Origin of the sequence: uncultured Paracoccus sp. (assembly GCF_937873615.1) — a bacterium.
Taxonomy (GTDB): Bacteria; Pseudomonadota; Alphaproteobacteria; order Rhodobacterales; family Rhodobacteraceae; genus Paracoccus.
Window position 1 is genome coordinate 24,630 of record NZ_CALMYP010000003.1, and the last position, 21,232, is coordinate 45,861.

19 protein-coding genes and 1 pseudogene are annotated in these 21,232 nt (G+C 64.3%); 7 read left to right on the plus strand and 13 right to left on the minus strand.

Features of this window, described 5'->3' with window-relative positions; translation table 11 throughout:
• The 5 genes from ccoG to ccoN all read right to left on the minus strand — a co-directional run bounded on the left by ccoG (nt 1) and on the right by ccoN (nt 5,273).
• Nucleotides 1–1,458, minus strand: a complete 1,458-nt coding sequence (ccoG, locus tag Q0330_RS00690; protein WP_299472961.1) for a cytochrome c oxidase accessory protein CcoG — start codon at nt 1,456–1,458, stop codon at nt 1–3.
• Between the two features lie 265 nt (nt 1,459–1,723).
• A complete protein-coding gene (gene ccoP, locus Q0330_RS00695; protein ID WP_299472963.1) occupies nt 1,724–2,731 on the minus strand; it encodes a cytochrome-c oxidase, cbb3-type subunit III in 1,008 nt (335 codons plus the stop codon).
• Nucleotides 2,731–2,922, minus strand: coding sequence for a cbb3-type cytochrome c oxidase subunit 3 (locus Q0330_RS00700; protein WP_299472965.1), 192 nt, complete (start codon nt 2,920–2,922; stop codon nt 2,731–2,733). The genes ccoP and Q0330_RS00700 overlap by 1 nt, the downstream gene beginning before the upstream one ends.
• Nucleotides 2,923–2,931: 9 nt before the next feature.
• Complete coding sequence (gene ccoO, locus Q0330_RS00705; RefSeq protein ID WP_299472967.1) at nt 2,932–3,657, minus strand: cytochrome-c oxidase, cbb3-type subunit II; 726 nt, start codon at nt 3,655–3,657, stop codon at nt 2,932–2,934.
• An 11-nt stretch (nt 3,658–3,668) separates the two neighbouring features.
• On the minus strand, nt 3,669–5,273 hold the full coding sequence (ccoN, locus tag Q0330_RS00710; RefSeq protein ID WP_299472969.1) for a cytochrome-c oxidase, cbb3-type subunit I: 1,605 nt from the start codon (nt 5,271–5,273) through the stop codon (nt 3,669–3,671).
• A 234-nt stretch (nt 5,274–5,507) separates the two neighbouring features.
• On the opposite strand from ccoN, the gene Q0330_RS00715 reads away from it, so the two are divergent.
• Nucleotides 5,508–6,344, plus strand: a complete 837-nt coding sequence (locus tag Q0330_RS00715) for a universal stress protein (protein WP_299472971.1) — start codon at nt 5,508–5,510, stop codon at nt 6,342–6,344.
• Between the two features lie 61 nt (nt 6,345–6,405).
• On the opposite strand, the gene Q0330_RS00720 is transcribed toward Q0330_RS00715, so the two are convergent.
• The gene (locus tag Q0330_RS00720) at nt 6,406–7,155 is read right to left on the minus strand and encodes an NAD kinase (protein ID WP_299472973.1); all 750 of its coding nucleotides are present in this window, start codon (nt 7,153–7,155) and stop codon (nt 6,406–6,408) included.
• 116 nt (nt 7,156–7,271) lie between these two features.
• On the opposite strand from Q0330_RS00720, the gene glyA reads away from it, so the two are divergent.
• The 3 genes from glyA to Q0330_RS00735 all read left to right on the plus strand — a co-directional run bounded on the left by glyA (nt 7,272) and on the right by Q0330_RS00735 (nt 10,844).
• Entirely contained in the window at nt 7,272–8,555 is a 1,284-nt protein-coding gene (gene glyA / locus Q0330_RS00725; RefSeq protein WP_299472975.1) for a serine hydroxymethyltransferase, read from the plus strand.
• Between the two features lie 67 nt (nt 8,556–8,622).
• Nucleotides 8,623–9,447, plus strand: coding sequence for a DUF817 domain-containing protein (locus tag Q0330_RS00730; protein ID WP_299472977.1), 825 nt, complete (start codon nt 8,623–8,625; stop codon nt 9,445–9,447).
• A 32-nt stretch (nt 9,448–9,479) separates the two neighbouring features.
• Nucleotides 9,480–10,844 (plus strand): aminotransferase, encoded by a 1,365-nt coding sequence (locus tag Q0330_RS00735; protein ID WP_299472979.1) that lies wholly within the window; start codon nt 9,480–9,482, stop codon nt 10,842–10,844.
• Nucleotides 10,845–10,847: 3 nt separating this feature from the next.
• On the opposite strand, the gene Q0330_RS00740 is transcribed toward Q0330_RS00735, so the two are convergent.
• Nucleotides 10,848–12,890: a ComEC/Rec2 family competence protein gene (locus Q0330_RS00740; RefSeq protein WP_299472981.1), complete on the minus strand. Its 2,043-nt coding sequence runs from the start codon at nt 12,888–12,890 to the stop codon at nt 10,848–10,850.
• Nucleotides 12,891–13,095: 205 nt separating this feature from the next.
• Here Q0330_RS00740 and gltX point away from each other — a divergent pair, with 205 nt between their 5' ends.
• A complete protein-coding gene (gene gltX / locus Q0330_RS00745) occupies nt 13,096–14,487 on the plus strand; it encodes a glutamate--tRNA ligase (RefSeq protein WP_299472983.1) in 1,392 nt (463 codons plus the stop codon).
• A 54-nt stretch (nt 14,488–14,541) separates the two neighbouring features.
• Entirely contained in the window at nt 14,542–15,834 is a 1,293-nt protein-coding gene (gene gltA / locus Q0330_RS00750) for a citrate synthase (RefSeq protein ID WP_299472985.1), read from the plus strand.
• A 123-nt stretch (nt 15,835–15,957) separates the two neighbouring features.
• Here gltA and Q0330_RS00755 read toward each other — a convergent pair whose 3' ends face one another.
• Nucleotides 15,958–16,515 (minus strand): biotin transporter BioY, encoded by a 558-nt coding sequence (locus Q0330_RS00755; protein ID WP_299472986.1) that lies wholly within the window; start codon nt 16,513–16,515, stop codon nt 15,958–15,960.
• Between the two features lie 113 nt (nt 16,516–16,628).
• On the opposite strand from Q0330_RS00755, the gene Q0330_RS00760 reads away from it, so the two are divergent.
• Nucleotides 16,629–17,291, plus strand: a complete 663-nt coding sequence (locus Q0330_RS00760) for an SDR family NAD(P)-dependent oxidoreductase (RefSeq protein WP_299472989.1) — start codon at nt 16,629–16,631, stop codon at nt 17,289–17,291.
• Here the strand turns inward: Q0330_RS00760 and Q0330_RS00765 are convergent, their stop codons facing one another.
• The 5 genes and pseudogenes from Q0330_RS00765 to Q0330_RS00785 form a co-directional block, all read right to left on the minus strand.
• Nucleotides 17,292–17,639: an H-type lectin domain-containing protein gene (locus Q0330_RS00765; RefSeq protein ID WP_299472991.1), complete on the minus strand. Its 348-nt coding sequence runs from the start codon at nt 17,637–17,639 to the stop codon at nt 17,292–17,294.
• A gap of 93 nt (nt 17,640–17,732) precedes the next feature.
• On the minus strand, nt 17,733–18,188 hold the full coding sequence (gene atpC / locus Q0330_RS00770) for an ATP synthase F1 subunit epsilon (RefSeq protein WP_299472993.1): 456 nt from the start codon (nt 18,186–18,188) through the stop codon (nt 17,733–17,735).
• Between the two features lie 9 nt (nt 18,189–18,197).
• A complete protein-coding gene (gene atpD, locus Q0330_RS00775) occupies nt 18,198–19,628 on the minus strand; it encodes a F0F1 ATP synthase subunit beta (RefSeq protein WP_299472995.1) in 1,431 nt (476 codons plus the stop codon).
• Nucleotides 19,629–19,646: 18 nt separating this feature from the next.
• The gene (locus Q0330_RS00780) at nt 19,647–20,525 is read right to left on the minus strand and encodes a F0F1 ATP synthase subunit gamma (protein WP_299472997.1); all 879 of its coding nucleotides are present in this window, start codon (nt 20,523–20,525) and stop codon (nt 19,647–19,649) included.
• Between the two features lie 12 nt (nt 20,526–20,537).
• Nucleotides 20,538–21,232, minus strand: a pseudogene (locus Q0330_RS00785) (F0F1 ATP synthase subunit alpha); the annotation flags it as partial.

Sequence of the window (21,232 nt, forward strand, 5' to 3'; positions counted from 1 at the left end):
TCAGTCCTTCCCGTGGAAGACGGTGGCGACGGTGGATTGCTGCCCTGTCCCGTCGCTGACAACAAGGTCCAGATCGGTGGTCTCGATCGCCGCCAGCGGCGAGCCGGTCGCGGCGGTCAGATAGACACGCAGCGTCGCGGTCTGGTCGGCCGGCACCTCGACCGTCGCGGCCTCGACGCCCTCGACACTCAGTTCGACCTGCGGCAATGCGGCGCCGTCATCGCCGATGGCGCTGACCGTAAAGCTGGTCGCCTCGTGCTGCTTGTTGCGCAGGCGCAGCTCGTAGGTGTTGCGGATCGCGCCGTCCGAGAGGGTGACGAAAAGCGGATTGCGCACCGGGGTCACGTTCAGATCGAAGGCCGAGCGCGTCAGCAGCGCCACCAGAAGCCCGACACCGATCAGCGACCAGAGCGAGAAATAGAGCAAGGTGCGCGGGCGCAGCACATGCTTGATCAGCGACTGGCCTTCGCGGCCCACGCGTTCGGCGGATTCGTCCTTCAGCGCCATATAGTCGATCAAGCCATGCGGCTTGCCGATCTTGTCCATGATCTCATTACAGGCGTCGATGCAGAGCGCGCAGGTGATGCATTCCAACTGCTGACCGTCGCGGATGTCGATGCCCATCGGGCAGACGTTGACGCAGGCGAAACAGTCGATGCAATCGCCCTTCTCGCCAACGGGCGTATCGGATTTGGTGGCCTCGCCCTTGTGGATCTTGCCGCGCGGCTCGCCCCGCCATTCGCGATAGGCGACGGTCAGCGTGTCCTCGTCCATCATCGCGCCCTGAATACGGGGCCAGGGGCAGGCATAGACGCAGATCTGCTCTCGGGCGAAACCGCCGAAGATGAAGGTGGTGGCGGTCATGACGGCGATGGTCATATAGGCGACCGGATGGGCCTGCCCGGTCAGAAGCGCACGCAGCAGCGTCGGCGCATCGGTGAAATAGAACACCCAGGCGCCGCCGGTTGCCAGCGCGATCAGCAGCCAGATCACCCATTTCGTCAGCCGCAGGCGGATCTTGTGGGCGTCCCATTTCGAGCGCCAGATGCGGATCTGGTTGTTGCGGTCGCCCTCGATCCAGCGCTCGACATGAACGTAAAGATCGGTCCAGACCGTCTGCGGACAGGTATAGCCGCACCAGACCCGGCCAAGCGCCGAGGTGAACAGGAACAGGCCCAGCCCCGCCATGACCAGCAGCCCGGCCACGAAATAGAATTCATGCGGCCAGATCTCGATCCAGAAGAAGAAGAAGCGCCGGTTGGCCAGATCGACCAGCACCGCCTGATCGGGCATGCCGGCCCCGCGATCCCAGCGAATCCACGGCGTGATGTAGTAAACACCAAGCGCCAGGATCATGATGATCCATTTCAGCCGCCGGAACGGGCCGCTGATCGCCTTCGGAAAAATCGGCTCACGGGCCGCGTAAAGGCTGGGAGGATCGGTATCCGGACTGGACATTTACTGGCTCCTGCTGACTGGTTCCAGAGACTCTATTCTCGCATTGCTGTGGATCAGGCCTTGACCTCCATCAGCTTGCATAGAATTTATATATCTGTTGTTCGGGATTTATCGAAGGGTAGCGAATGTCGCAGCCCGACCGCCCGAAATGTCGAAACGGGGCGCGCTTGCGCCCCGGAATTGGAAGCCGGCCCCTCAGGAAACGCGCGAACAGGACGAGGGGCCGGCGCCATCCCGACGACCGAAGCCGCCGGAATTCGCATTGTCATTCGCCTCCGCCGAGGCTGTGGACGTAATAGGCGACCGCCCGGATGTCGTCTTCCGACAGGCGCGGCGACCAGTTCGGCATGACCCCGAAGCGGGCATCATGGACCGATTGCGTGATCGAGGCCTTGTCGCCGCCATAAAGCCAGACCGCATCGGTCAGGTTCGGCGCACCCTGCATCCGGTCGCCGGTGCCATCCTCCATGTGACAGGCAACGCAGTTGTCCTCGTAGACCACGGCACCTTCGGCGGCGAGCGCCGCGTCATGCTCCTGCCCCGAGATCGCCAGAACGTGGTTCACGACCTGGTCGATCTGCGCATTGTCCAGCATCTCGTCGATGCCGAAGCGCGGCATCTCGGAATAGCGGGCATCGTCGTCGTCGGTATTGCGGATACCATGGGTGACGGTAGTGTGGATTTCTTCCAGCGTACCACCCCAGAGCCAGTCGTTGTCCAGCAGGTTCGGATAGCCCTTGGCCCCGCCCGCGCCCGAGCCGTGGCACTGCGCGCACCAGGTGGCGAAGACAGCGCGGCCTGCGTTCATCGAGTAGTTCACCAGTTCCGGGTCGTCGGCAATCACCGCCAGATCGGTCTCGATCAGCTTCTGCTGGATGCCGGCATTGGCCTCGTCATAGCGCTGGATCTCGGCCGCGACCTCCTTGCGGTAACTGGTGTGCAGGATCCCCTGCGTCGCCCCGTTGAGCAGCGGCCATGCCGGATAGAAGAAGGTATAGGCCAGCCCCCAGACGATGGTGACATAGAAGGTCCACAGCCACCAACGCGGCATCGGGTTGTCATATTCGGTGATCCCGTCCCAGCTATGGCCGGTCGAGGGGACCTCCTCGGTCTTCCTGCCGCGCGACTTGCCGGTGCGCGGACCGGCGCGCCGGGCGGTGGGCTTCGGCTTGGCGGCTTCCTCGGCCTCGGCCGTCGCTTGCGCCGTCACCTGGGCCTCGGACTGGTTTTCGGTCGTGCCAACGGCGGGCTTGTCCTTGTCGTCATCGGCCATCACCGCGACTCCTTCTCGATCTCACGCGGCGCCGGCCGCGACTCATTACGGAAGATGCTTCTGGCGGCATCGTCCTGCATCGCGCGCGCGCCCGGTCGGTAAACGAACAGGATCACGCCGAGGAAGACCGTGAACAGCACCAGCAGGGCCCAGCTGTCCGCGAATTGCCGCATCAGGCTATAGATATCCATGCGCGCCCCCTATCGGTTCGGATCGGGTTCGAAGGTCGAGAAATCGACCATCGTGCCCAGAACCTGAAGATAGGCGATCAGCGCATCCATCTCGGTCACGCCGGGCTGGCGGTCGAAATTGCGCTGCTGCGAGCCCGGATAGCGCTCTTCCATCCCCGAAGCATCGGCATCGGGATCGGCCTGGGCCAGGAAATCCTCGCGCGCGGCGGCGATCATGTCCTCGCTATAGGGCACGCCGACCATGGCATCTGTTTCCAGCCGGTCGACGATATGCTTGCCGTCGATCATCCGGTTTTCCAGGAAGCCATAGGCGGGCATGATCGATTCCGGCACCACCGAACGCGGATCGCGCAGGTGATCGAGATGCCATTCGTCCGAATAGCGCCCGCCGACCCGGGCCAGATCCGGCCCGGTCCGCTTCGACCCCCATTGGAACGGGTGGTCATACATCGATTCCGCCGCCAGCGAGTAATGACCGTAACGCTCGACCTCGTCGCGCATCGGGCGGATCATCTGGCTGTGGCAGACATAGCAGCCCTCGCGGACATAGATGTCGCGCCCGGTCAGTTCCAGCGGCGTGTAGGGACGCATCCCCTCCACATCCTCGATGGTGTTGTCGATATAGAAGAGCGGCGCGATCTCGACGACGCCCCCGACCGTCACCACGAGGAAGGAGAAGACCAACAGCAGGGTGGCGTTCCTTTCGAGGATCTTGTGCTTTTCGAGAATTTTCATCTCTGGTCCCCTTATTCAGCCGGAATGGCAACGGTGGAAGGCTGCGCCTTCGGCTGCCGGGCCACGGTCGCCCACAGGTTATAGGCCATGATCAGCGCGCCGGTCAGGTAAAGCGTGCCACCGAGGAAGCGCACCACGTTCATGGCGTATTTCGCGGCCACGGTATCGGCGAAGGCGTTGACCAGGAAGCCCTGGCTGTCGACCTCGCGCCACATCAGCCCTTCCATGATCCCCGAGACCCACATCGAGGCCGCGTAAAGGACCAGCCCGATGGTGGCGAGCCAGAAGTGCCAGCTGACCAGTTGCAGGCTGTAAAGCTGCGGGCGACCCCACAGACGCGGCACCAGATAATAGAGCGCGCCGAAGGTGATCATGCCGTTCCAGCCAAGCGCGCCGGAATGGACGTGACCGATGGTCCAGTCGGTATAGTGGCTGAGCGAGTTGACCGCCTTGATCGACATCATCGGGCCTTCGAAGGTGGCCATGCCGTAGAAGCCCACCGCGACGACCATCATGCGGATGATCGGGTCGGTGCGCAGCTTGTCCCAGGCGCCCGAGAGCGTCATCAGGCCGTTGATCATGCCGCCCCAGCTGGGCATCCACAGGATGATCGAGAACACCATCCCCAGCGTCGTCGCCCAGTCGGGCAGCGCGGTGTAATGCAGGTGGTGCGGACCGGCCCAGATATAAAGGAAGATCAGCGCCCAGAAGTGGATGATCGACAGCTTGTAGCTATAGACCGGCCGCTCGGCCTGTTTCGGGATGAAATAATACATCATCCCCAGGAAGCCAGCGGTCAGGAAGAAGCCCACCGCGTTGTGGCCATACCACCATTGCGTCATCGCATCCTGCACGCCCGAGAAGAGCTGGACCGATTTCGACCCGAACATGCTGACCGGGATCGCCAGGTTGTTGACGATATGCAGCATGGCGATGGTGACGATGAAGGCCAGGTAGAACCAGTTGGCCACATAGATATGCGGCTCGCGGCGCTTCATGATCGTGCCCAGGAAGACCGCCAGATAGGCGACCCAGACCAGCGTCAGCCACCAGTCCACATACCATTCGGGTTCCGCATATTCCTTCGACTGCGTGGCCCCGAAGATATAGCCCGAAGCGGCCAGCAGGATGAACAGCTGATAGCCCCAGAACACGAACCAGGCCAGATTGCCGCCCCAGAGCCGCGCCGCCGAGGTGCGCTGCACCACATAGAACGAGGTCGCGATCAGCGCGTTACCGCCGAAGGCGAAGATCACCGCCGAGGTGTGCAGCGGCCGCAGCTTGCCGAAATTCGTGAACCCGCCAAGCGTGTCCGAGAAGTTCAGCATCGGCCAGGCCAACTGCGCGGCGATGGTCACGCCGACCAGGAAACCCACGACGCCCCAGAACACCGTTGCGATGACGCCTGCGCGCACCACCCCGTCCTGATAGCTGCCCTGATCGACCGCATGGGCCGGCTCGTCGGCATGACGCAGGAAATAGATAAAAAAGCTCGCGGCAAAAAGCATCACGATGGCCATGTTGACCGTATAGGCCAGATCGCGGCCGTAATTGGCTGCAATCGCAGCCAGGACCGTGATCACGCCCAGCACGATCAGCTTGATGTAATCCGACATGGGTTCTGTCCTCTTTCCACGCGCGAACTGTCCCGAATCACCCCCTCACCGGGGCGCCGGGTATTATTCGCACTCTACATGCCTAGGAATAGACAGGAAACTTCGCATTGATCTGGGTCAAATCCGGTTGACGAAATGCCCCTTATGATCGCAGCCTGAGACAAGGGATGCACCCGACAGATTCCCAGCCGGGCAGCCTCCCGATCCGAATCATGCGGCGTGAAAGGACCCGAGATGGGCTACAAGACGATTCTCACCGTCATTACCAGCGAGGACCAGCAGGTTCAGCTTGACGCGGCCATCGACGTCACCCGGCGCGAAGACGCCCATCTGGAGGTCTTCTGCCTCGGCGTCGATCACAGCCAGGCCGGCTATTACTATGCCGGCGCCTCGGCCTATGTCTTTCAGGAGACCATCGACCGCGCCATGGCATCCGCACAGGATCTGGAAACCAAGGTCCGCGACCGGCTTTCTGCCGAGGACATCCGCTGGTCGGTCGACAGTGCCGTGGCCCAGGTCGGCGGGCTGACCACGCTGATCGGGATGCGGGCACGTTATTCCGATCTCGTCGTGCTGACCCGCCCCTATGGCGAAACCGCCCCGGCCGATGCCGTCGCCGTGACCGAGGCCGCGCTTTTTGAAGGCTCGGCCCCGGTGCTGATCGTGCCCGATACCGGATTGCCAGCCGATTTCGGCCAGACCGTCATGATCGCCTGGAACCAGTCAGAGGAGGCGATGACCGCCGTGCGGCGCGCCCGTCCGATCCTGGCGGCGGCAAACAAGGTCGAGATCACCGTGGTCGATCCCTCGCCCGACGGGCCGGAAGGTGCCGATCCCGGCGCAGCACTGGCGCAGATGCTGGATCGCCATGGAATCCGGGTCGATGTGGCCGTCCTCGCCCGCACGCAGACGCTGGTCAGCGACATCATCGACCGCCGGGCCGAGGAGATCGGCGCCAATCTCATCGTCATGGGTGCCTATGGCCATTCGCGGTTCCGCGAAGCCATCCTCGGCGGGGCCACCCGCAACATGCTGGCGAAATCGCGCATCCCGGTGTTGATGGCGCGCTGATCCGCCGCGTCAGCAGTCAAGCATTTTAAGGGGTGGGGAAAAGCCCCCACCCCGTCTGATTTCAGACGAATTGCTCTCGCGTCAAACGCTCTTCCAGACCGTGGCCGGGATTGAACAGCAGCCGGTGCCGGATCGAGGGTTCCGAGCGGATCTCGACCGAGCGCACCGAATCGACCCCGCGCGAATCGGCGTCGGCCATGACCGGGCGCTTCTCCGGCTCCAGCACGTCGAAGCGCACCACGGCCGATTGCGGCAGGATGGCGCCACGCCAGCGCCTTGGCCTGAAAGCCGCGATCGCGGTCAGTGCCAGCACATCCGATCCGATCGGCAGGATCGGCCCGTTGGCGCTGTAATTATAGGCGGTCGAACCCGCCGGCGTGGACAGAAGCGCGCCGTCGCAGACCAGCTCGTCCAGCCTGACCCGGCCATTCACGGAAATCCTGAGCTTCGCCGCCTGCGGGCCGGCGCGCAAAAGGCTGACCTCGTTGATCGCCAGCGCCGCATATTCGCGCCCGTCCGCCGTGATCGCGTTCATCGCCAGGGGGTTGATTACCGTCTCCTCGGCGGCCTCGATCAGGTCCGGCAGGTCGTCGACGAGATAATCGTTCATCAGAAAGCCGATGGTGCCGCGATTCATGCCATAGATCGGCAGGCCCTTGTTCTGATGCATCACGCTCAGCATCAGCCCGTCGCCGCCAAGCGCCACGACGACATCGGCCTCGCGCCAGCGGTTCTGGCCATAGCGATCCGCCAGTTCGGCAAGTGCGGCTTGCGCGGTGTCGGTCTCGCTGGCAATGAAATGCATTCTCATGGGCGCCATCATGGCAAGCGCGCCTGCCTTGTCCAGCGGCAAACGCGCCTTGGGGCTTTGCCCGCCCCGAAAAAGCCGTTACATGACGGCCATCCCCCGCCCTGAAGGAGCCGCCCATGACCCGTGATCAGTTCTTCACCGAAACCCTCTCTGCCGCCGATCCCGAGATCAACGCCGCCATCGGTCAGGAACTCGGCCGCCAGCGCGACGAGATCGAGCTGATCGCCTCGGAAAACATCGTCAGCCGCGCGGTTCTGGAAGCGCAGGGCTCGGTGCTGACCAACAAATATGCGGAAGGCTATCCGGGCAAGCGCTATTACGGCGGCTGCCAATATGTCGATATCGTCGAGAACCTGGCCATCGAACGCGCCAAGGAACTGTTCGGCGCCGGCTTCGTCAATGTGCAACCCAACTCCGGCAGCCAGATGAACCAGGCGGTGTTTCTGGCGCTGCTGCAGCCGGGCGACACCTTCATGGGGCTCGACCTGAATTCGGGCGGACACCTGACCCATGGCTCTCCGGTGAATATGTCGGGCAAGTGGTTCAACGTGGTCAGCTATGGCGTGCGCCAGCAGGACCAGCTTCTGGATATAGAAGATATCCGCGCCAAAGCATTGGAACATAAGCCGAAACTGATCGTTGCCGGCGGCACCGCCTATAGCCGGGTCTGGGACTGGGCCGCCTTCCGCGCCATCGCGGACGAGGTCGGCGCCTGGCTGATGGTCGACATGGCCCATATCGCGGGTCTGGTGGCTGGCGGACAGCACCCCTCGCCGCTGCCCCATGCCCATGTCGTCACCACCACCACCCACAAATCCCTGCGCGGCCCGCGCGGCGGCATCATCCTGACCAATGACGCCGATATCGCCAAGAAGGTGAACTCGGCCGTCTTCCCGGGCCTTCAGGGCGGCCCGCTGATGCATGTGATCGCCGCCAAGGCGGTGGCCTTCAAGGAGGCGCTCGACCCGGGCTTCAAGGATTACGCGGCGCAGGTGGTCAAGAACGCCCGCGCCATGGCGGACGAGCTGATGAAGGGCGGCATCGACATCGTGTCGGGCGGCACCGACAACCACCTTTGCCTCGCCGACCTGCGCCCGAAAGGCGTGACCGGCAAGGCCGCCGAGGCAGCCCTTGGCCGGGCGCATGTCACCTGCAACAAGAACGGTGTGCCCTTCGACCCGGAGAAGCCCTTCGTGACCTCGGGCATCCGCCTTGGCGCCCCCGCCGGCACCACGCGCGGCTTCAAGGAGGAGGAATTCCGCCAGATCGCCCGCTGGATCGTCGAGGTCGTCGATGGCCTTGCCGCCAATGGCGAGGAAGGCAATGCCGAAGTCGAGGAAAAGGTGAAGGCCGAGGTTTCGGCCCTTTGCGCCCGCTTCCCGCTTTACGAAGGCATGTAATCTGACCGGCGATCACGGTCAGACCCGCCGGCTTGAACACCGGCTCGGCAACTGGGCCCGCGCCCGGTTGCCGGCGCCGGTTCGCGATCTGGTCATGTTCACGCTGAAAATGGGCTGGTCGGCCCTGTTCGGCGGGCTGCTTCTGATCGCGATCCTTGCGACCAAAGCCGTCTGGCAACCCGACTGGGCGCTCCAGCGCTATGACGCGCTGTTTCTGTTCGCGGTCTCGCTGCAGGTCCTGTTCCTGGCGCTGCGCATGGAAAGCTGGGCCGAGGCGCGGGTGATTCTGCTGTTCCACCTGACCGGCACGGCGATGGAACTGTTCAAGACCGCCGCCGGATCCTGGGCCTATCCCGAACCCGCCTTCTTCCGCATCATGGGCGTGCCGATGTTCTCGGGCTTCATGTATGCCTCGGTCGGCTCGTTCATCGCGCGGGCGATCCGCAACTTCGACATGCGCTATGTGCCCTACCCGCCCTTCGGGCTGACGGTGCTGCTGGCCGTGGCGATCTATGTCAATTTCTTCGCCCATCACTTCCTGCCCGACATCCGCTGGCTGCTTTTTGCCGGCACGGTGCTGGTTTACGGGCGCACCTCGATCTGGTTTCGCGTCAGCCGCTGGTATCGGATGCCGATGGTGCTTTCGGCCTTTCTGGCCAGCCTGTTCCTGTGGATTGCAGAAAATATCGGCACCCGCACCGGCACCTGGCTTTATGCCGGCCAGCACGAGGCGCAACTGGTCAGCTTCGCCAAGATCGGGTCCTGGTATCTGCTGCTCTATGTCAGCTTCGTCACCGTGACCCTGGCCGCGCCCGGCGCGGTCATCGGCGCGCGCCGGCCTGAGATCCGCGACGCAGCGAACCCCATTGCCGAGCCGCAGCGGCAGGGATAGCCTGCCGCCAAACCTTCCTTCAGGAGAAGATCATGGCTCAACCGCAAAGCTGGGAAAAACGCGCCGAGGAATACAGTTTCTACGGCTTCACCGACCTGCCGAGCGTGCATGAACGCGGCACCGTCGTCGTCACCCATGGCGAAGGCCCCTATATCGTCGACACCCATGGCAAACGCTATCTCGATGCGAATTCCGGCCTGTGGAATATGGTCGCGGGCTTCGATCATCAGGGGCTGATCGGTGCGGCCAAGGCGCAATATGACCGCTTCCCCGGCTATCACGCCTTTTTCGGCCGGATGTCCGATCAGACGGTGATGCTGTCGGAAAAGCTGATCGAGGTTTCGCCGTTCCAGCGCGGCAAGGTCTTTTACACGAATTCCGGCTCGGAAGCCAATGATACCATGGTGAAAATGCTGTGGTTCCTGGGCCGCGCCGAGGGCCAGCCGCAGCGCCGCAAGATCCTGACGCGCAAGAATGCCTATCACGGCGTGACCGCGGTTTCCGCCTCGATGACCGGTAAGCCCTATAACGAGGTCTTCGGCCTGCCGCTCGACGGGTTCATCCACCTGACCTGCCCGCATTACTGGCGCGAGGGGCGCCCCGGCGAGACCGAGGAACAGTTCACCGCCCGCCTCGCGCAGGAGCTGGAGGACGTGATCGCCCGCGAAGGCGCCGAAACCATCGCCGGCTTCTTTGCCGAACCCGTCATGGGCGCGGGCGGCGTCATCCCGCCTTCGAAGGGCTATTTCCAAGCCATGCAGAAGGTGCTGAAAAAGCACGGTATTCCACTGATCTCGGACGAGGTGATCTGCGGCTTCGGGCGCACCGGCAATACCTGGGGCTGCCAGACCTACGATTTCATGCCCGACGCGATCATCTCGTCGAAGAACATCACCGCCGGGCTGTTCCCGATGGGTGCGGTGATTCTCGGGCCGGAACTGTCGGACCGGCTGGACGCCGCCGCCGAGGCGATCGAGGAATTCCCGCATGGCTTTACCGCCTCGGGCCATCCGGTCGGCTGCGCCATCGCGCTGAAGGCCATCGACGTGGTCATGAACGAGGGGCTGGCCGACAACGTCAAGCGCCTGTCGCCCCGCATGGAAGCCGGGCTGCGCGGGATCATGGAGCGCTCGAAGAATATCGGCGAGTTGCGCGGCGTCGGTTACATGTGGGCGCTGGAGGCTTGCCTCGACCCGGCGACCAAGACGCCTTTCGATGGCAAGCTGTCGGTGTCGGAGCGGATCGCCAATACCTGCACCGATATGGGCCTGATCTGCCGCCCGCTCGGCCAGTCCATCGTGCTCTGCCCGCCCTTCATCCTGACCGAGGCGCAGATGGACGAGATGTTCGAAAAGCTTGAAACCGCGCTGAACAAGGTCTTCGCCGAAGTCGCATAAGCCCTATGGCGCCCATGGGCGCTTGCCGGTGATCTCGGCTGAGGTCACCGGCGCCTTCATTTGCCCAGACAGGGCAATCGCGCCGGTCTGCCGCAGCCGGCCCAGGTCATAAAGACGGCAGGCCGTGAACTCCCCCTCGATCTGTTGATCCGAGACGATGATGCGCCCGTCCCGGCAGGCCGTCAGGGCCGCCTCGGCCGCGCCCTTGCCGGTCAGGTGCAGGATCTCGGTTGCCTTGAGACGGAACACCCGCTGCTTCACCGGCCCCGACCAGCCCGGACGGGCAGCCGCCCCGGCCTGATCGGCACCGTCGCCGTCCTTTTCCAGCCATTCACCCACCGTAAAGGCCCCGCCCCGGTCCTTGGACAGCGCCCGCCCGACCGGGGTCATCACCCCCAAAGCATCGCCCTGCCCCGAGATCAGCACAGCCGGACGCGTCGCCCCGGCCCAAAGCCCCGCCGCTGTCGCCATCATCGCCAACCCCGCAATCACCCGTCTGTTGCGCCAGACCGGACCCTGCCAGCAAAGCAGCACCAGCAGCGCCCCCGCCCCCATCAGCGGCAGCACCGATGGCCTCGGCAGGACGACATGGCTGACCGCGCCGTCGAGCCCCGCGACCCATGCGCCCACGGCCAGCATCCAGCGCGTCCCCAGCCCCATCAGCCAAAGCGCCGGCCCCGCCAGCCCGAAGGGCGCAAGCAGCGCCGCCAGCGGTCCCATCGGCATGATCAGCACCCCGGTCACCGGCACCACCAGCAGGTTCGCCAGCAGGCCGTAATGCGCCATCCGGCTGAAATGCGCCGCCGCAATGGGCGAGGTCGCCAGCCCCGCCACGACCGAGGTCAGGATCAGCAGCACCAGCGGCCGCAGAAGCCAGGGCAGATGCGCCGCCAGCTTCTGCCAGGGCGGATAGATCACGATCAGCGCCACGGTGGCGGCAAAGCTCATCTGGAAACCGGGGGTCAGCAGCGCCTCGGGCGCGAGCGCCAGAATCGCCATGGCCGCCAGTGCCACGGTCCTGAGCGACAGCGCACGTCGGTCGGCCAGGATCGCGCCCAGCATGACCGCGACCATCAGGAAAGCCCGTTCCGTGGCCACGCCGCCGCCCGAGAGCCACAGATAGCCCGCCGCCGCCAGAATCGCGATCACGGCGGCCAGCTTATGCGCCGCAATGTCATGCCCGCGCCCGCTGAATCCCTGAAAGCCCACCGCCAGCAGCCGCGCCGCCGCATAGACGAAGCCCGCCAGCATCCCCATATGCAGCCCGGAGATCGAGATGATGTGAAACAGGTTCGAATCGCGCATCATCTGGTTGGTAGCCTCGGAAATGCCGCTGCGATCCCCGGTCATCAGCGCCGCCGCAACCGCGCCCGCCTGCCCGCCGATCCGGGCCTGCATCGCCTCAGACAGGTCCATCCGCAGCCGGTGCAGGCGCAGCGCGCCCCCCGGCGCGGGCGGGACCGCGACCATGACCGGCGCGCGCGTATGGCCGATGGCGCCGAGGCTTTCGAACCAGGCGACCCGGCGGAAATCGAAGCCGCCCGGCTCGGCTGGGCCCGGCGGCGGGCCGAGATGGCCGGTCAGCATGACACGGGTGCCGGGCGCGGGCGCCTCGGTCACGCCGTCCGGCAGCGAAATCCGGACCCTGCGCGGCATCCGCGCGGGTGCCACACGCTCCAGCCGGGGCTGATCCAGCGTCAGGCGGATGCGGTCGCGGGCGGAACGGTCGATCTCGATCACCCGCCCCTCGATGGCGCCGTAATAGCGAAAGCCCAGAACCGGGGCGTCGACACGCCAGGCCCGTAATCCGCACAGGCCGAAGCCAAGGGCCGTGAAGATCGCGGCAAAACCCATAAGCCGCAGCGCATCTGCGCGCCGGGTCCCGCCCCCGATCCGCCAGAGCGCGAGGCCCGCAAGCAGCACCAGCCCCGCCAGCGCATAGGCCAGCCGCCCCGGCTGCGCCGGCAGCAGGAACCACAGCCCGATCCCGCCCGCCATGTGGCAAGGCATCCATGGCATCAGCCCGGCGCGTTCGGTGGCGCGCATCTGCGGCCGGCGCGCGGGTCTGGCAGGCAGGGTCCGCGCCCTGCCCGGCCAGCCGGGGCGCACGCCCGGCTCCGATACCGTGACCGCCGATGCCATTGTTCTTTGCCGGCCCCTTCGCTATCCCTCGCAGCGACACTAGATCCAGACTCGTTGAGAAATGGTTAATGCCCGCAGGGGCAATCGTCTCCATTCGAAAGGCCCCGACATGACCGACGCCGCCCCGCCCGTTGTTACCCGCTTTGCGCCCTCTCCGACCGGCTATCTGCATATCGGCGGCGCCCGCACGGCGCTGTTCAACTGGCTTTACGCCCGCGGTCGCGGCGGAAAATTCCTGCTGCGGATCGAAGATACCGACCGCGCGCGTTCGACGCCCGAGGCGACGGCGGCGATCCTCGACGGGCTGAACTGGCTCGGTCTCGACTGGGATGGCGAGCCGGTCAGCCAGTTTGAGCGCGCCGGGCGTCATGCCGAGGTCGCCCGCGAGATGCTGGCCTCGGGCCATGCCTATCGCTGCTATGCTACGCCCGAAGACATCGCCGCCTGGCGCGAGGCCAATCCGAACCGCCCCTTCCAATCGCCCTGGCGCGACAATGAGACGCCGCAGGACGGCCCCTATGCGGTCCGGCTGCGCGCCCCGCGCGAGGGCGAGACGGTGATCGCGGATGCGGTGCAGGGCGATGTCACCTTCCGCAACGACCAGCTCGACGATATGGTGCTGCTGCGCAGCGACGGCACCCCCACCTATATGCATGCGGTGGTGGTCGACGATCACGATATGGGGGTTACCCATGTCATTCGCGGCGACGATCACCTGACCAATGCCGCCCGTCAGGCCCAGGTCTATGACGCCATGGGCTGGGCGCGTCCGGTCTTCGCCCATATCCCGCTGATCCATGGCACCGATGGCAAGAAACTGTCCAAGCGTCACGGCGCCGTCGGCCTGCACGAATACGCGGCCCTGGGCTACCCGCCCGAGGCGATGCGCAACTACCTCGCCCGGCTTGGCTGGGCCCATGGCGATGACGAGCTTTTCACCGACGATCAGGCCAGGGAATGGTTCGATCTCAATGGGATAGGACGGGCACCGGCGCGGCTGGACTTCAAGAAGCTGGAACATGTTTCGGGCTGGCATATCGCCCGGACGGAGGACGAAAGGCTGCTGGCCGAATTGCAGGATTTCCGCAAGGCGACAGGCCAGCCGGCCCTGAACCCGACCCAGATCGCCCGGCTGGAACCGATTCTGCCGGTGCTGAAGGAAAAGGCCAAAACCCTGCCAGCATTGCTGGAGCAAGGGCATTTCGCGCTGATCGAACGGCCGGTTCAAGCGGACGAAAAAGCGGCCGGAAATCTCGATTCGGTATCCCGTGGTATGCTGTCGGAATTGACTGCCGCGCTGCAGCATGATAGCTGGACGCGAGAAGAGCTGGAGCTCGCAGCCAAAACCGTCGCGGATCGCCACGGGATTGGCCTCGGCAAGATCGCGGCGCCGCTGCGTGCCGCATTGGCCGGGAAGACCTCGACCCCCAGCGTGTTCGACATGATGCTCGCACTCGGGCCTGCGGAGACCCTGGCGCGACTGCAAGATCAAGTGGGCTGACCCCCACCCCCACGCCCGGCGCAAGCGCGTCGGCCACAGCGAAGGAAACAGGGAATGGCTGACAATAAACCCGCAATCCTGTCCGTTTACGGCAAGGAAATCGAGCTTCCGGTACTCACCCCGACCGCAGGGCCGGATGTGCTCGATATCCGCAAGCTTTACGGTCAGGGCGATGTCTTCACCTATGACCCCGGCTTCACCTCGACCGCATCCTGCGATTCCGCCATCACCTTCATCGACGGCGACAAGGGAGAGCTGTGGTATCGCGGCTACCCGATCGAGCAACTGGCCGAGGAATCGCATTACCTCGAAGTCTGCTATCTGCTGCTGCACGGCGAATTGCCGAACAAGGAGCAGATGATCGATTTCGAGACCCGCATCACCCGCCACACCATGGTGCATGAACAGATGCACTATTTCTTCCGCGGCTTCCGTCGGGACAGCCACCCGATGGCGACCATGGTCGGCGTCGTCGGTGCGATGTCGGCCTTCTATCACGATTCGACCGATATCGCCGACCCGATGCAGCGCGAGATCGCCTCGATGCGGCTGATCGCGAAAGTCCCCACGATCGCGGCCATGGCCTATAAATACTCGATCGGCCAGCCCTTCGTCTATCCGCGCAACGATCTCGATTATGCGTCGAACTTCCTGCATATGTGCTTTGCCGTGCCGGCCGAGGAATACAAGGTCGACCCGGCACTGGCGCGCGCGATGGACCGGATCTTCACCCTTCATGCCGATCACGAACAGAACGCCTCGACCTCGACCGTGCGTCTGGCCGGTTCTTCGGGCGCGAACCCGTTTGCCTGTATCGCCGCCGGAATCGCCTGCCTCTGGGGGCCGGCCCATGGCGGCGCCAACCAGGCGGCGCTGGAGATGCTGCAGGAAATCGGCTCGGTCGACCGGATCCCGGAATATATCGCCCGAGCCAAGGACAAGAACGATCCGTTCAAGCTGATGGGCTTCGGTCACCGCGTCTATAAGAACTTCGACCCGCGCGCCAAGGTCATGAAGCAATCCGCCGACGAGGTTCTGGACCTGCTGGGTGTGCATAACAACCCGACGCTGCAGGTCGCCAAGGAGCTGGAGCGGATCGCGCTGCAGGACGAGTATTTCATCGAGAAGAAGCTCTATCCGAACGTCGATTTCTATTCCGGCATCATCCTGTCGGCCATGGGCTTCCCGACCTCGATGTTCACGCCGATCTTCGCGCTGTCGCGCACCGTCGGCTGGATCTCGCAGTGGAAGGAAATGCTGTCGGACCCGCAGAACAAGATCGGTCGCCCGCGCCAGCTTTATATCGGCTCGGACAAGCGCGATTATGTGCAGGTCGACGACCGCTGAGGCGCAAGCCAGGAAGATATACGAAAGGCCCCGGATCGTCTCCGGGGCCTTTTCATTTGCGCATGACTGGCAGGCAAAGAAAAACGCCGCCCCGAAGGGCGGCGTTTCGAGAAACTGCGGGGATCAGCGACGATCCAGGAACGACCAGCCGCCCTTGATGGCCATGGCGGCGATCACGGCCTTGACCACGGCGCCGACCAGGAAGGGCACCATGCCGGCCATGGCGGCAGCCTGCCAGCCCATGCCGGTGACCAGTTTCAGCATCCCGACACCCGGCACGAACAGCAGCAGCGCCGGCACGAAGGCGGCCATAAACAGCTTGCCGAAGCCACGGTCAAAGCCGCGCTCGACCAGCCAGCCGGTCAGCCAGGCCATGCCGACAAAGCCGAACAGGAAGCCAGAGGTCGGCCCCATCAGATAAGCCAGTCCGGCACCGCCATTCGAAAAGACCGGCAGCCCCATCGCACCTTCGGCCAGATAGGCCAGCACGGTCGCGGCGCCAAGACGCGAACCATAGGCCAGGCCGATCATCGACACGGCCAGGGTCTGCAAGGTCATCGGAACCGGATACATCGGCACCGAAACCTGCGCCGACATCGCCAGCAGGATCGAACCTGCCAGAACCAGCATCGTATTGGCCAGGACCGAACGCGTCGGAAGTGCCGCCTGAGTGAGAGTCATGAGACTGCCTCTTGTTGGAAATATCATCGCCGGCGATTTTGCCGCATCTGCGAAGAAAGTCAATTCATCAGCCCCGCTTGCGCTTGTCCCTGCCCTATGCCAGAGCATCCGCCATGGATCAGGATAGCCAAAAAATCGTTCTGGTGACCGGCGCGTCTCGCGGCCTCGGCGCCGCTCTGGCCGAGGCGCTTGGCGCGCAGGGCCATCACATCATCGCCGTGGCGCGCACCACCGGCGCGCTGGAGGAGCTGGACGACCGTATCCGCGCCAGGGGCGGTGCCGCCGCAACGCTGGCGCCGATGGATGTGAACGAAGCCGAAGCGATGATGCAGCTTGCCGGTGCCATTGCCGAACGCTGGGGCGGGCTGGACCTGTGGATACACACCGCCATCTATGCCGCGCCGCTGTCGCCGGCGGGTCACGTCGACGCCAAGGACTGGACGAAATCCTTCGCCACCAACGCGACCGCGACCCAGAACCTGATCGGCTTGATGGAACCGCTGCTGCGCGCCCGCAAGGGCGTGGCCGTGATCCCCGACGACCCGCGCGCCGGGCAGCGCTTCTTCGGCGGCTATGGGGCCAGCAAAGCCGCGCAGATGGCGCTTGTTGAAAGCTGGAAGGGGGAATCGGAAAAGCTTGGGCCGCGTGTGCTGACGCCGCAGCCCGCACCGATGCCGACCGCCATCCGCGCCCGCTTCTTCCCGGGCGAGGATCGCGCGCCGCTCAGCCCCTGCGCCGATGAGGCCGCGAAGATCCTGGCGCTGATCGACGGCTGATCACAGATCGAAATCCTGTTCGAATTCGACCGGACCGATGGACAGCCAATCGGTCCGAACCCGGGCGATATGGGTATTGCCCCATGTCGCGAAGACGATGACAAACCCCTCGGGAGTGATCTCCTCGGCACGAATGTCGACCCGCTGGTTCTCACCACGTTCAATATCCCACATCGTCAATCCGACATGGACCATAGGTTTGCCAGAGTATTTTTGTGAAAAGCGGACCTGCTGACGGTACTCACGCGGCCCCGAACCAGTCCACATGGCCCCGCCATGCTCAAAATCCGAGAAGAGCAGTTCCGATCCCTGATCGATGCCAACAGCATGATGTGTCAGTCGTTTCATTCTGCCCTCCGCAGGAAAGAATTAAGTCGGATCGACCGAAAGGAAAAGCCCCGGAGGATACCGGGGCTTTGATTTTCTTTCGTTAAGAGGAGCTTAGTGCGGAACGCTGGAAGAATTCGGGTCCAACCCGATATGGGTGCCAAGCGCCTCCATGTCGGCCAGCAGCTTGACCGCTGCGGCGACCGCGCTTTCGGCCACGCCCTGCGCAGCGTCGCGGGCCTCGGCAGCCTTCTTCTTGCGATGCGCCGAACGCATCATCTCGTTGAAGACCTCCTGGGTCATCTCGTCGCGCTTCAGACCGATCTCGGCCAGCAGCGAGATGGAGCCGTTGTTGATCTCGGCGAAACCGCCCGAGATCGCGAACTGATGCTCGGCCCCCTTGTCATCGACCACCGTGACCAGGCCGGGGCGCAGGTTGACGATGGCCGGCGCATGGCCCGGCATCGCCGACAGGTCCCCATCCGCGCCCGGCAGGCGCACCTCGCGCACGGGAACGGACATCAGGTTCCGTTCCGGCGCGACGAGGTCGAACTGCATGGTATCGGCCATATCGCCCCCTTACGCCGCTTCCGCGGCCAGTTTCGCAGCCTTGGCTTTCACGTCCTCGATGCCGCCGACCATATAGAAGGCCGCTTCCGGCAGGTGGTCGTATTCGCCATCGACCACCGCCTTGAACGAGGTGATGGTGTCTTCCAGCGGCACCTGAACGCCGTCCGAGCCGGTGAAGACCTTGGCCACGTCGAAGGGCTGGCTGAGGAAACGCTGGATCTTCCGGGCGCGGGCCACGGTCAGCTTGTCCTCTTCCGAGAGTTCGTCCATGCCGAGAATGGCGATGATGTCCTGCAGCGACTTGTATTTCTGCAGGATCCCCTGAACCTCGCGGGCGGTGTTGTAATGCTCTTCGCCGACAACGGCCGGGTCGAGGATCCGGCTGGTCGAGTCGAGCGGGTCCACCGCCGGGTAGATCCCGAGTTCCGAGATGGCGCGCGACAGAACCGTCGTCGCGTCGAGGTGGGCGAAGGTCGTGGCCGGGGCCGGGTCGGTAAGGTCGTCGGCCGGAACGTAGACGGCCTGGATCGAGGTGATCGAGCCGTTCTTGGTCGAGGTGATGCGTTCCTGCATCGCGCCCATGTCGGTCGCCAGCGTCGGCTGGTAACCCACGGCGGACGGGATACGACCCAGCAGCGCCGACACTTCCGAACCCGCCTGGGTGAAGCGGAAAATGTTGTCGACGAAGAACAGAACGTCGGTGCCGGTGGCATCGCGGAACTGTTCGGCCAGCGTCAGGCCGGTCAGGGCGACACGCATCCGCGCGCCCGGAGGCTCGTTCATCTGGCCGTAAACCAGAGCCACCTGCGATTCCGCCAGATTGTCCGGCTTGATGACGCCCGATTCCACCATCTCGTGGTAAAGGTCGTTGCCCTCACGGGTCCGCTCGCCGACGCCGGCGAAGACCGAGTAACCCGAGTGCACCTTGGCGATGTTGTTGATCAGTTCCATGATCAGAACCGTCTTGCCGACGCCGGCGCCGCCGAAGAGGCCGATCTTGCCGCCCTTGGCGTAGGGTGCCAGCAGGTCGATGACCTTGATGCCGGTGACGAGGATTTCCGAGCTGGTCGCCTGCGACGCGAAGTCCGGGGCCGGCTGGTGGATGGCGCGGGTCTCGGTGACGTTCAGGGGCTCGCCCTCGTCCACCGGCTCGCCGACGACGTTCAGGATCCGGCCAAGCGTCACATCGCCCACCGGCACCTGGATCGGCTGACCCAGATCGACGACTTCCGCGCCGCGGACCAGACCTTCGGAAGCGTCCATGGCGATGGTGCGGACGGTGTTCTCGCCCAGATGCTGCGCGACTTCCAGCACCAGACGCTTGCCATTGTTGGTGGTCTCAAGCGCGTTCAGGATCGCCGGCAGATGTCCATCGAACTGCACGTCCACAACGGCGCCGATGACCTGGGTGATCTTACCTTTTGCTTTGGCCTCTGCCATGTTTCTACCCCTTTACGGTCAGAGCGCCTCGGCGCCCGAAATGATTTCGATGAGTTCCTTGGTGATCGCGGCCTGGCGAGAGCGGTTATACTCGGTCGTCAGACGGTCGATCATGTCGCCCGCGTTGCGCGTGGCGTTGTCCATGGCGGTCATGCGCGCGCCCTGCTCGGACGCGGCGTTTTCCAGAAGCGCGGTGAAGACCTGCGTGGCCACCGCGCGCGGCAGCAGCTCGGCCAGGATCACATCTTCGCCGGGTTCGTAATCGTATTCGGCCGAGACGCCATCGGCGGCCTCGCCCTCCTCGATCAGGGCGGGAATGACCTGACGCGCGGTCGGCACCTGGCTGATCACCGATTCGAAGCGGTTATAGAACAGCGTCGCCACGTCGAAATCGCCGGCTTCGAAGCGTTCCAGCACATCGTCGGCAATGTCGCGGGCATGTTCATAGCCAAGGCGCTTCACCTCGGACATGTCGACATGCTTCACGAAGAGCTTGCTGAAATCGCGCTTCAGCTGCTCGCGGCCCTTCTTGCCGACGGTCAGGATGGCGACTTCCTTGCCCTGTCCGCGCAGGCGGTCGGCATGTTGACGCGCCAGCTTGACGATGGAGGAATTGAAGCCCCCCGCAAGCCCGCGTTCCGAGGTCAGCACGACCAGCAGATGACGCTTGTCGTCCCCCGTCCCGGCCAGCAGGCGCGGGGCGCTGTCGGAACCCGAGGCTTTTTCCGCCAGCCCCGCCATGACCGCGTTCATGCGGTCGGCATAGGGGCGCGCGGATTGGGCGGCTTCCTCGGCCCGCCGCAGCTTGGCTGCGGCGACCATCTGCATCGCCTTGGTGATCTTCCGCGTCGACTTGACGCTGTTGATCCGGTTTTTCAGATCCTTGAGGCTGGGCATCTATCCCTCCTCTCAGGCGCGGGTTTTGTTGTAAGCGTCCAGAGCAGCCTTGATCGCATCTTCCAGATCGCCCGAGACCTTGCGGTCGTTCTTGGTCATGTCGTCCAGAAGATCGGCTTTCTGATTGCGCAGGAACTGGATCAGCCCCTGTTCCCAGGCCACCACGTCGCGCACCGGCACGTTATCGACGTAACCATGCGTCCCGGCATAGATCACGATGACGATTTCCGCGTTGGTCAGCGGCTGGTATTGCGGCTGCTTCATCAGCTCGGTCAGGCGGGCGCCACGGTTCAGAAGCTTCTGGGTCGCGGCGTCGAGGTCGGAGCCGAACTGGGCGAATGCCGCCATTTCGCGATACTGCGCCAGTTCCAGCTTGACCGGGCCGGCGACCGATTTCATCGCCTTGGTCTGCGCGGCCGAGCCGACGCGGCTGACCGACAGACCGGTGTTCACGGCCGGGCGGATGCCCTGGAAGAACAGGTCGGTTTCCAGGAAGATCTGGCCGTCGGTGATCGAGATCACGTTGGTCGGGATATAGGCCGACACGTCGCCGGCCTGGGTTTCGATGATCGGCAGCGCCGTCAGCGAACCGCCGCCATAGTTCTCGTTCAGCTTGGCCGAACGCTCCAGCAGGCGCGAATGCAGGTAGAACACGTCGCCCGGATAGGCTTCACGCCCCGGCGGACGGCGCAGCAGCAGCGACATCT

Coding starts and splice junctions, on each gene's coding strand:
- ccoP (WP_299472963.1), bottom strand. CDS start 2,731: ATGGCCGATGACGACAAGGACAAGCCCGCCGTTGGCACGACCGAAAAC.
- Q0330_RS00755 (WP_299472986.1), bottom strand. CDS start 16,515: ATGACTCTCACTCAGGCGGCACTTCCGACGCGTTCGGTCCTGGCCAAT.
- ccoN (WP_299472969.1), bottom strand. CDS start 5,273: ATGTCGGATTACATCAAGCTGATCGTGCTGGGCGTGATCACGGTCCTG.
- Q0330_RS00740 (WP_299472981.1), bottom strand. CDS start 12,890: ATGCGCGCCACCGAACGCGCCGGGCTGATGCCATGGATGCCTTGCCAC.
- Q0330_RS00760 (WP_299472989.1), top strand. CDS start 16,629: ATGGATCAGGATAGCCAAAAAATCGTTCTGGTGACCGGCGCGTCTCGC.
- Q0330_RS00765 (WP_299472991.1), bottom strand. CDS start 17,639: ATGAAACGACTGACACATCATGCTGTTGGCATCGATCAGGGATCGGAA.
- gltX (WP_299472983.1), top strand. CDS start 13,096: ATGACCGACGCCGCCCCGCCCGTTGTTACCCGCTTTGCGCCCTCTCCG.
- atpD (WP_299472995.1), bottom strand. CDS start 19,628: ATGGCAGAGGCCAAAGCAAAAGGTAAGATCACCCAGGTCATCGGCGCC.
- ccoO (WP_299472967.1), bottom strand. CDS start 3,657: ATGAAAATTCTCGAAAAGCACAAGATCCTCGAAAGGAACGCCACCCTG.
- Q0330_RS00735 (WP_299472979.1), top strand. CDS start 9,480: ATGGCTCAACCGCAAAGCTGGGAAAAACGCGCCGAGGAATACAGTTTC.
- ccoG (WP_299472961.1), bottom strand. CDS start 1,458: ATGTCCAGTCCGGATACCGATCCTCCCAGCCTTTACGCGGCCCGTGAG.
- Q0330_RS00780 (WP_299472997.1), bottom strand. CDS start 20,525: ATGCCCAGCCTCAAGGATCTGAAAAACCGGATCAACAGCGTCAAGTCG.
- gltA (WP_299472985.1), top strand. CDS start 14,542: ATGGCTGACAATAAACCCGCAATCCTGTCCGTTTACGGCAAGGAAATC.
- glyA (WP_299472975.1), top strand. CDS start 7,272: ATGACCCGTGATCAGTTCTTCACCGAAACCCTCTCTGCCGCCGATCCC.
- Q0330_RS00700 (WP_299472965.1), bottom strand. CDS start 2,922: ATGGATATCTATAGCCTGATGCGGCAATTCGCGGACAGCTGGGCCCTG.
- atpC (WP_299472993.1), bottom strand. CDS start 18,188: ATGGCCGATACCATGCAGTTCGACCTCGTCGCGCCGGAACGGAACCTG.
- Q0330_RS00720 (WP_299472973.1), bottom strand. CDS start 7,155: ATGAGAATGCATTTCATTGCCAGCGAGACCGACACCGCGCAAGCCGCA.
- Q0330_RS00715 (WP_299472971.1), top strand. CDS start 5,508: ATGGGCTACAAGACGATTCTCACCGTCATTACCAGCGAGGACCAGCAG.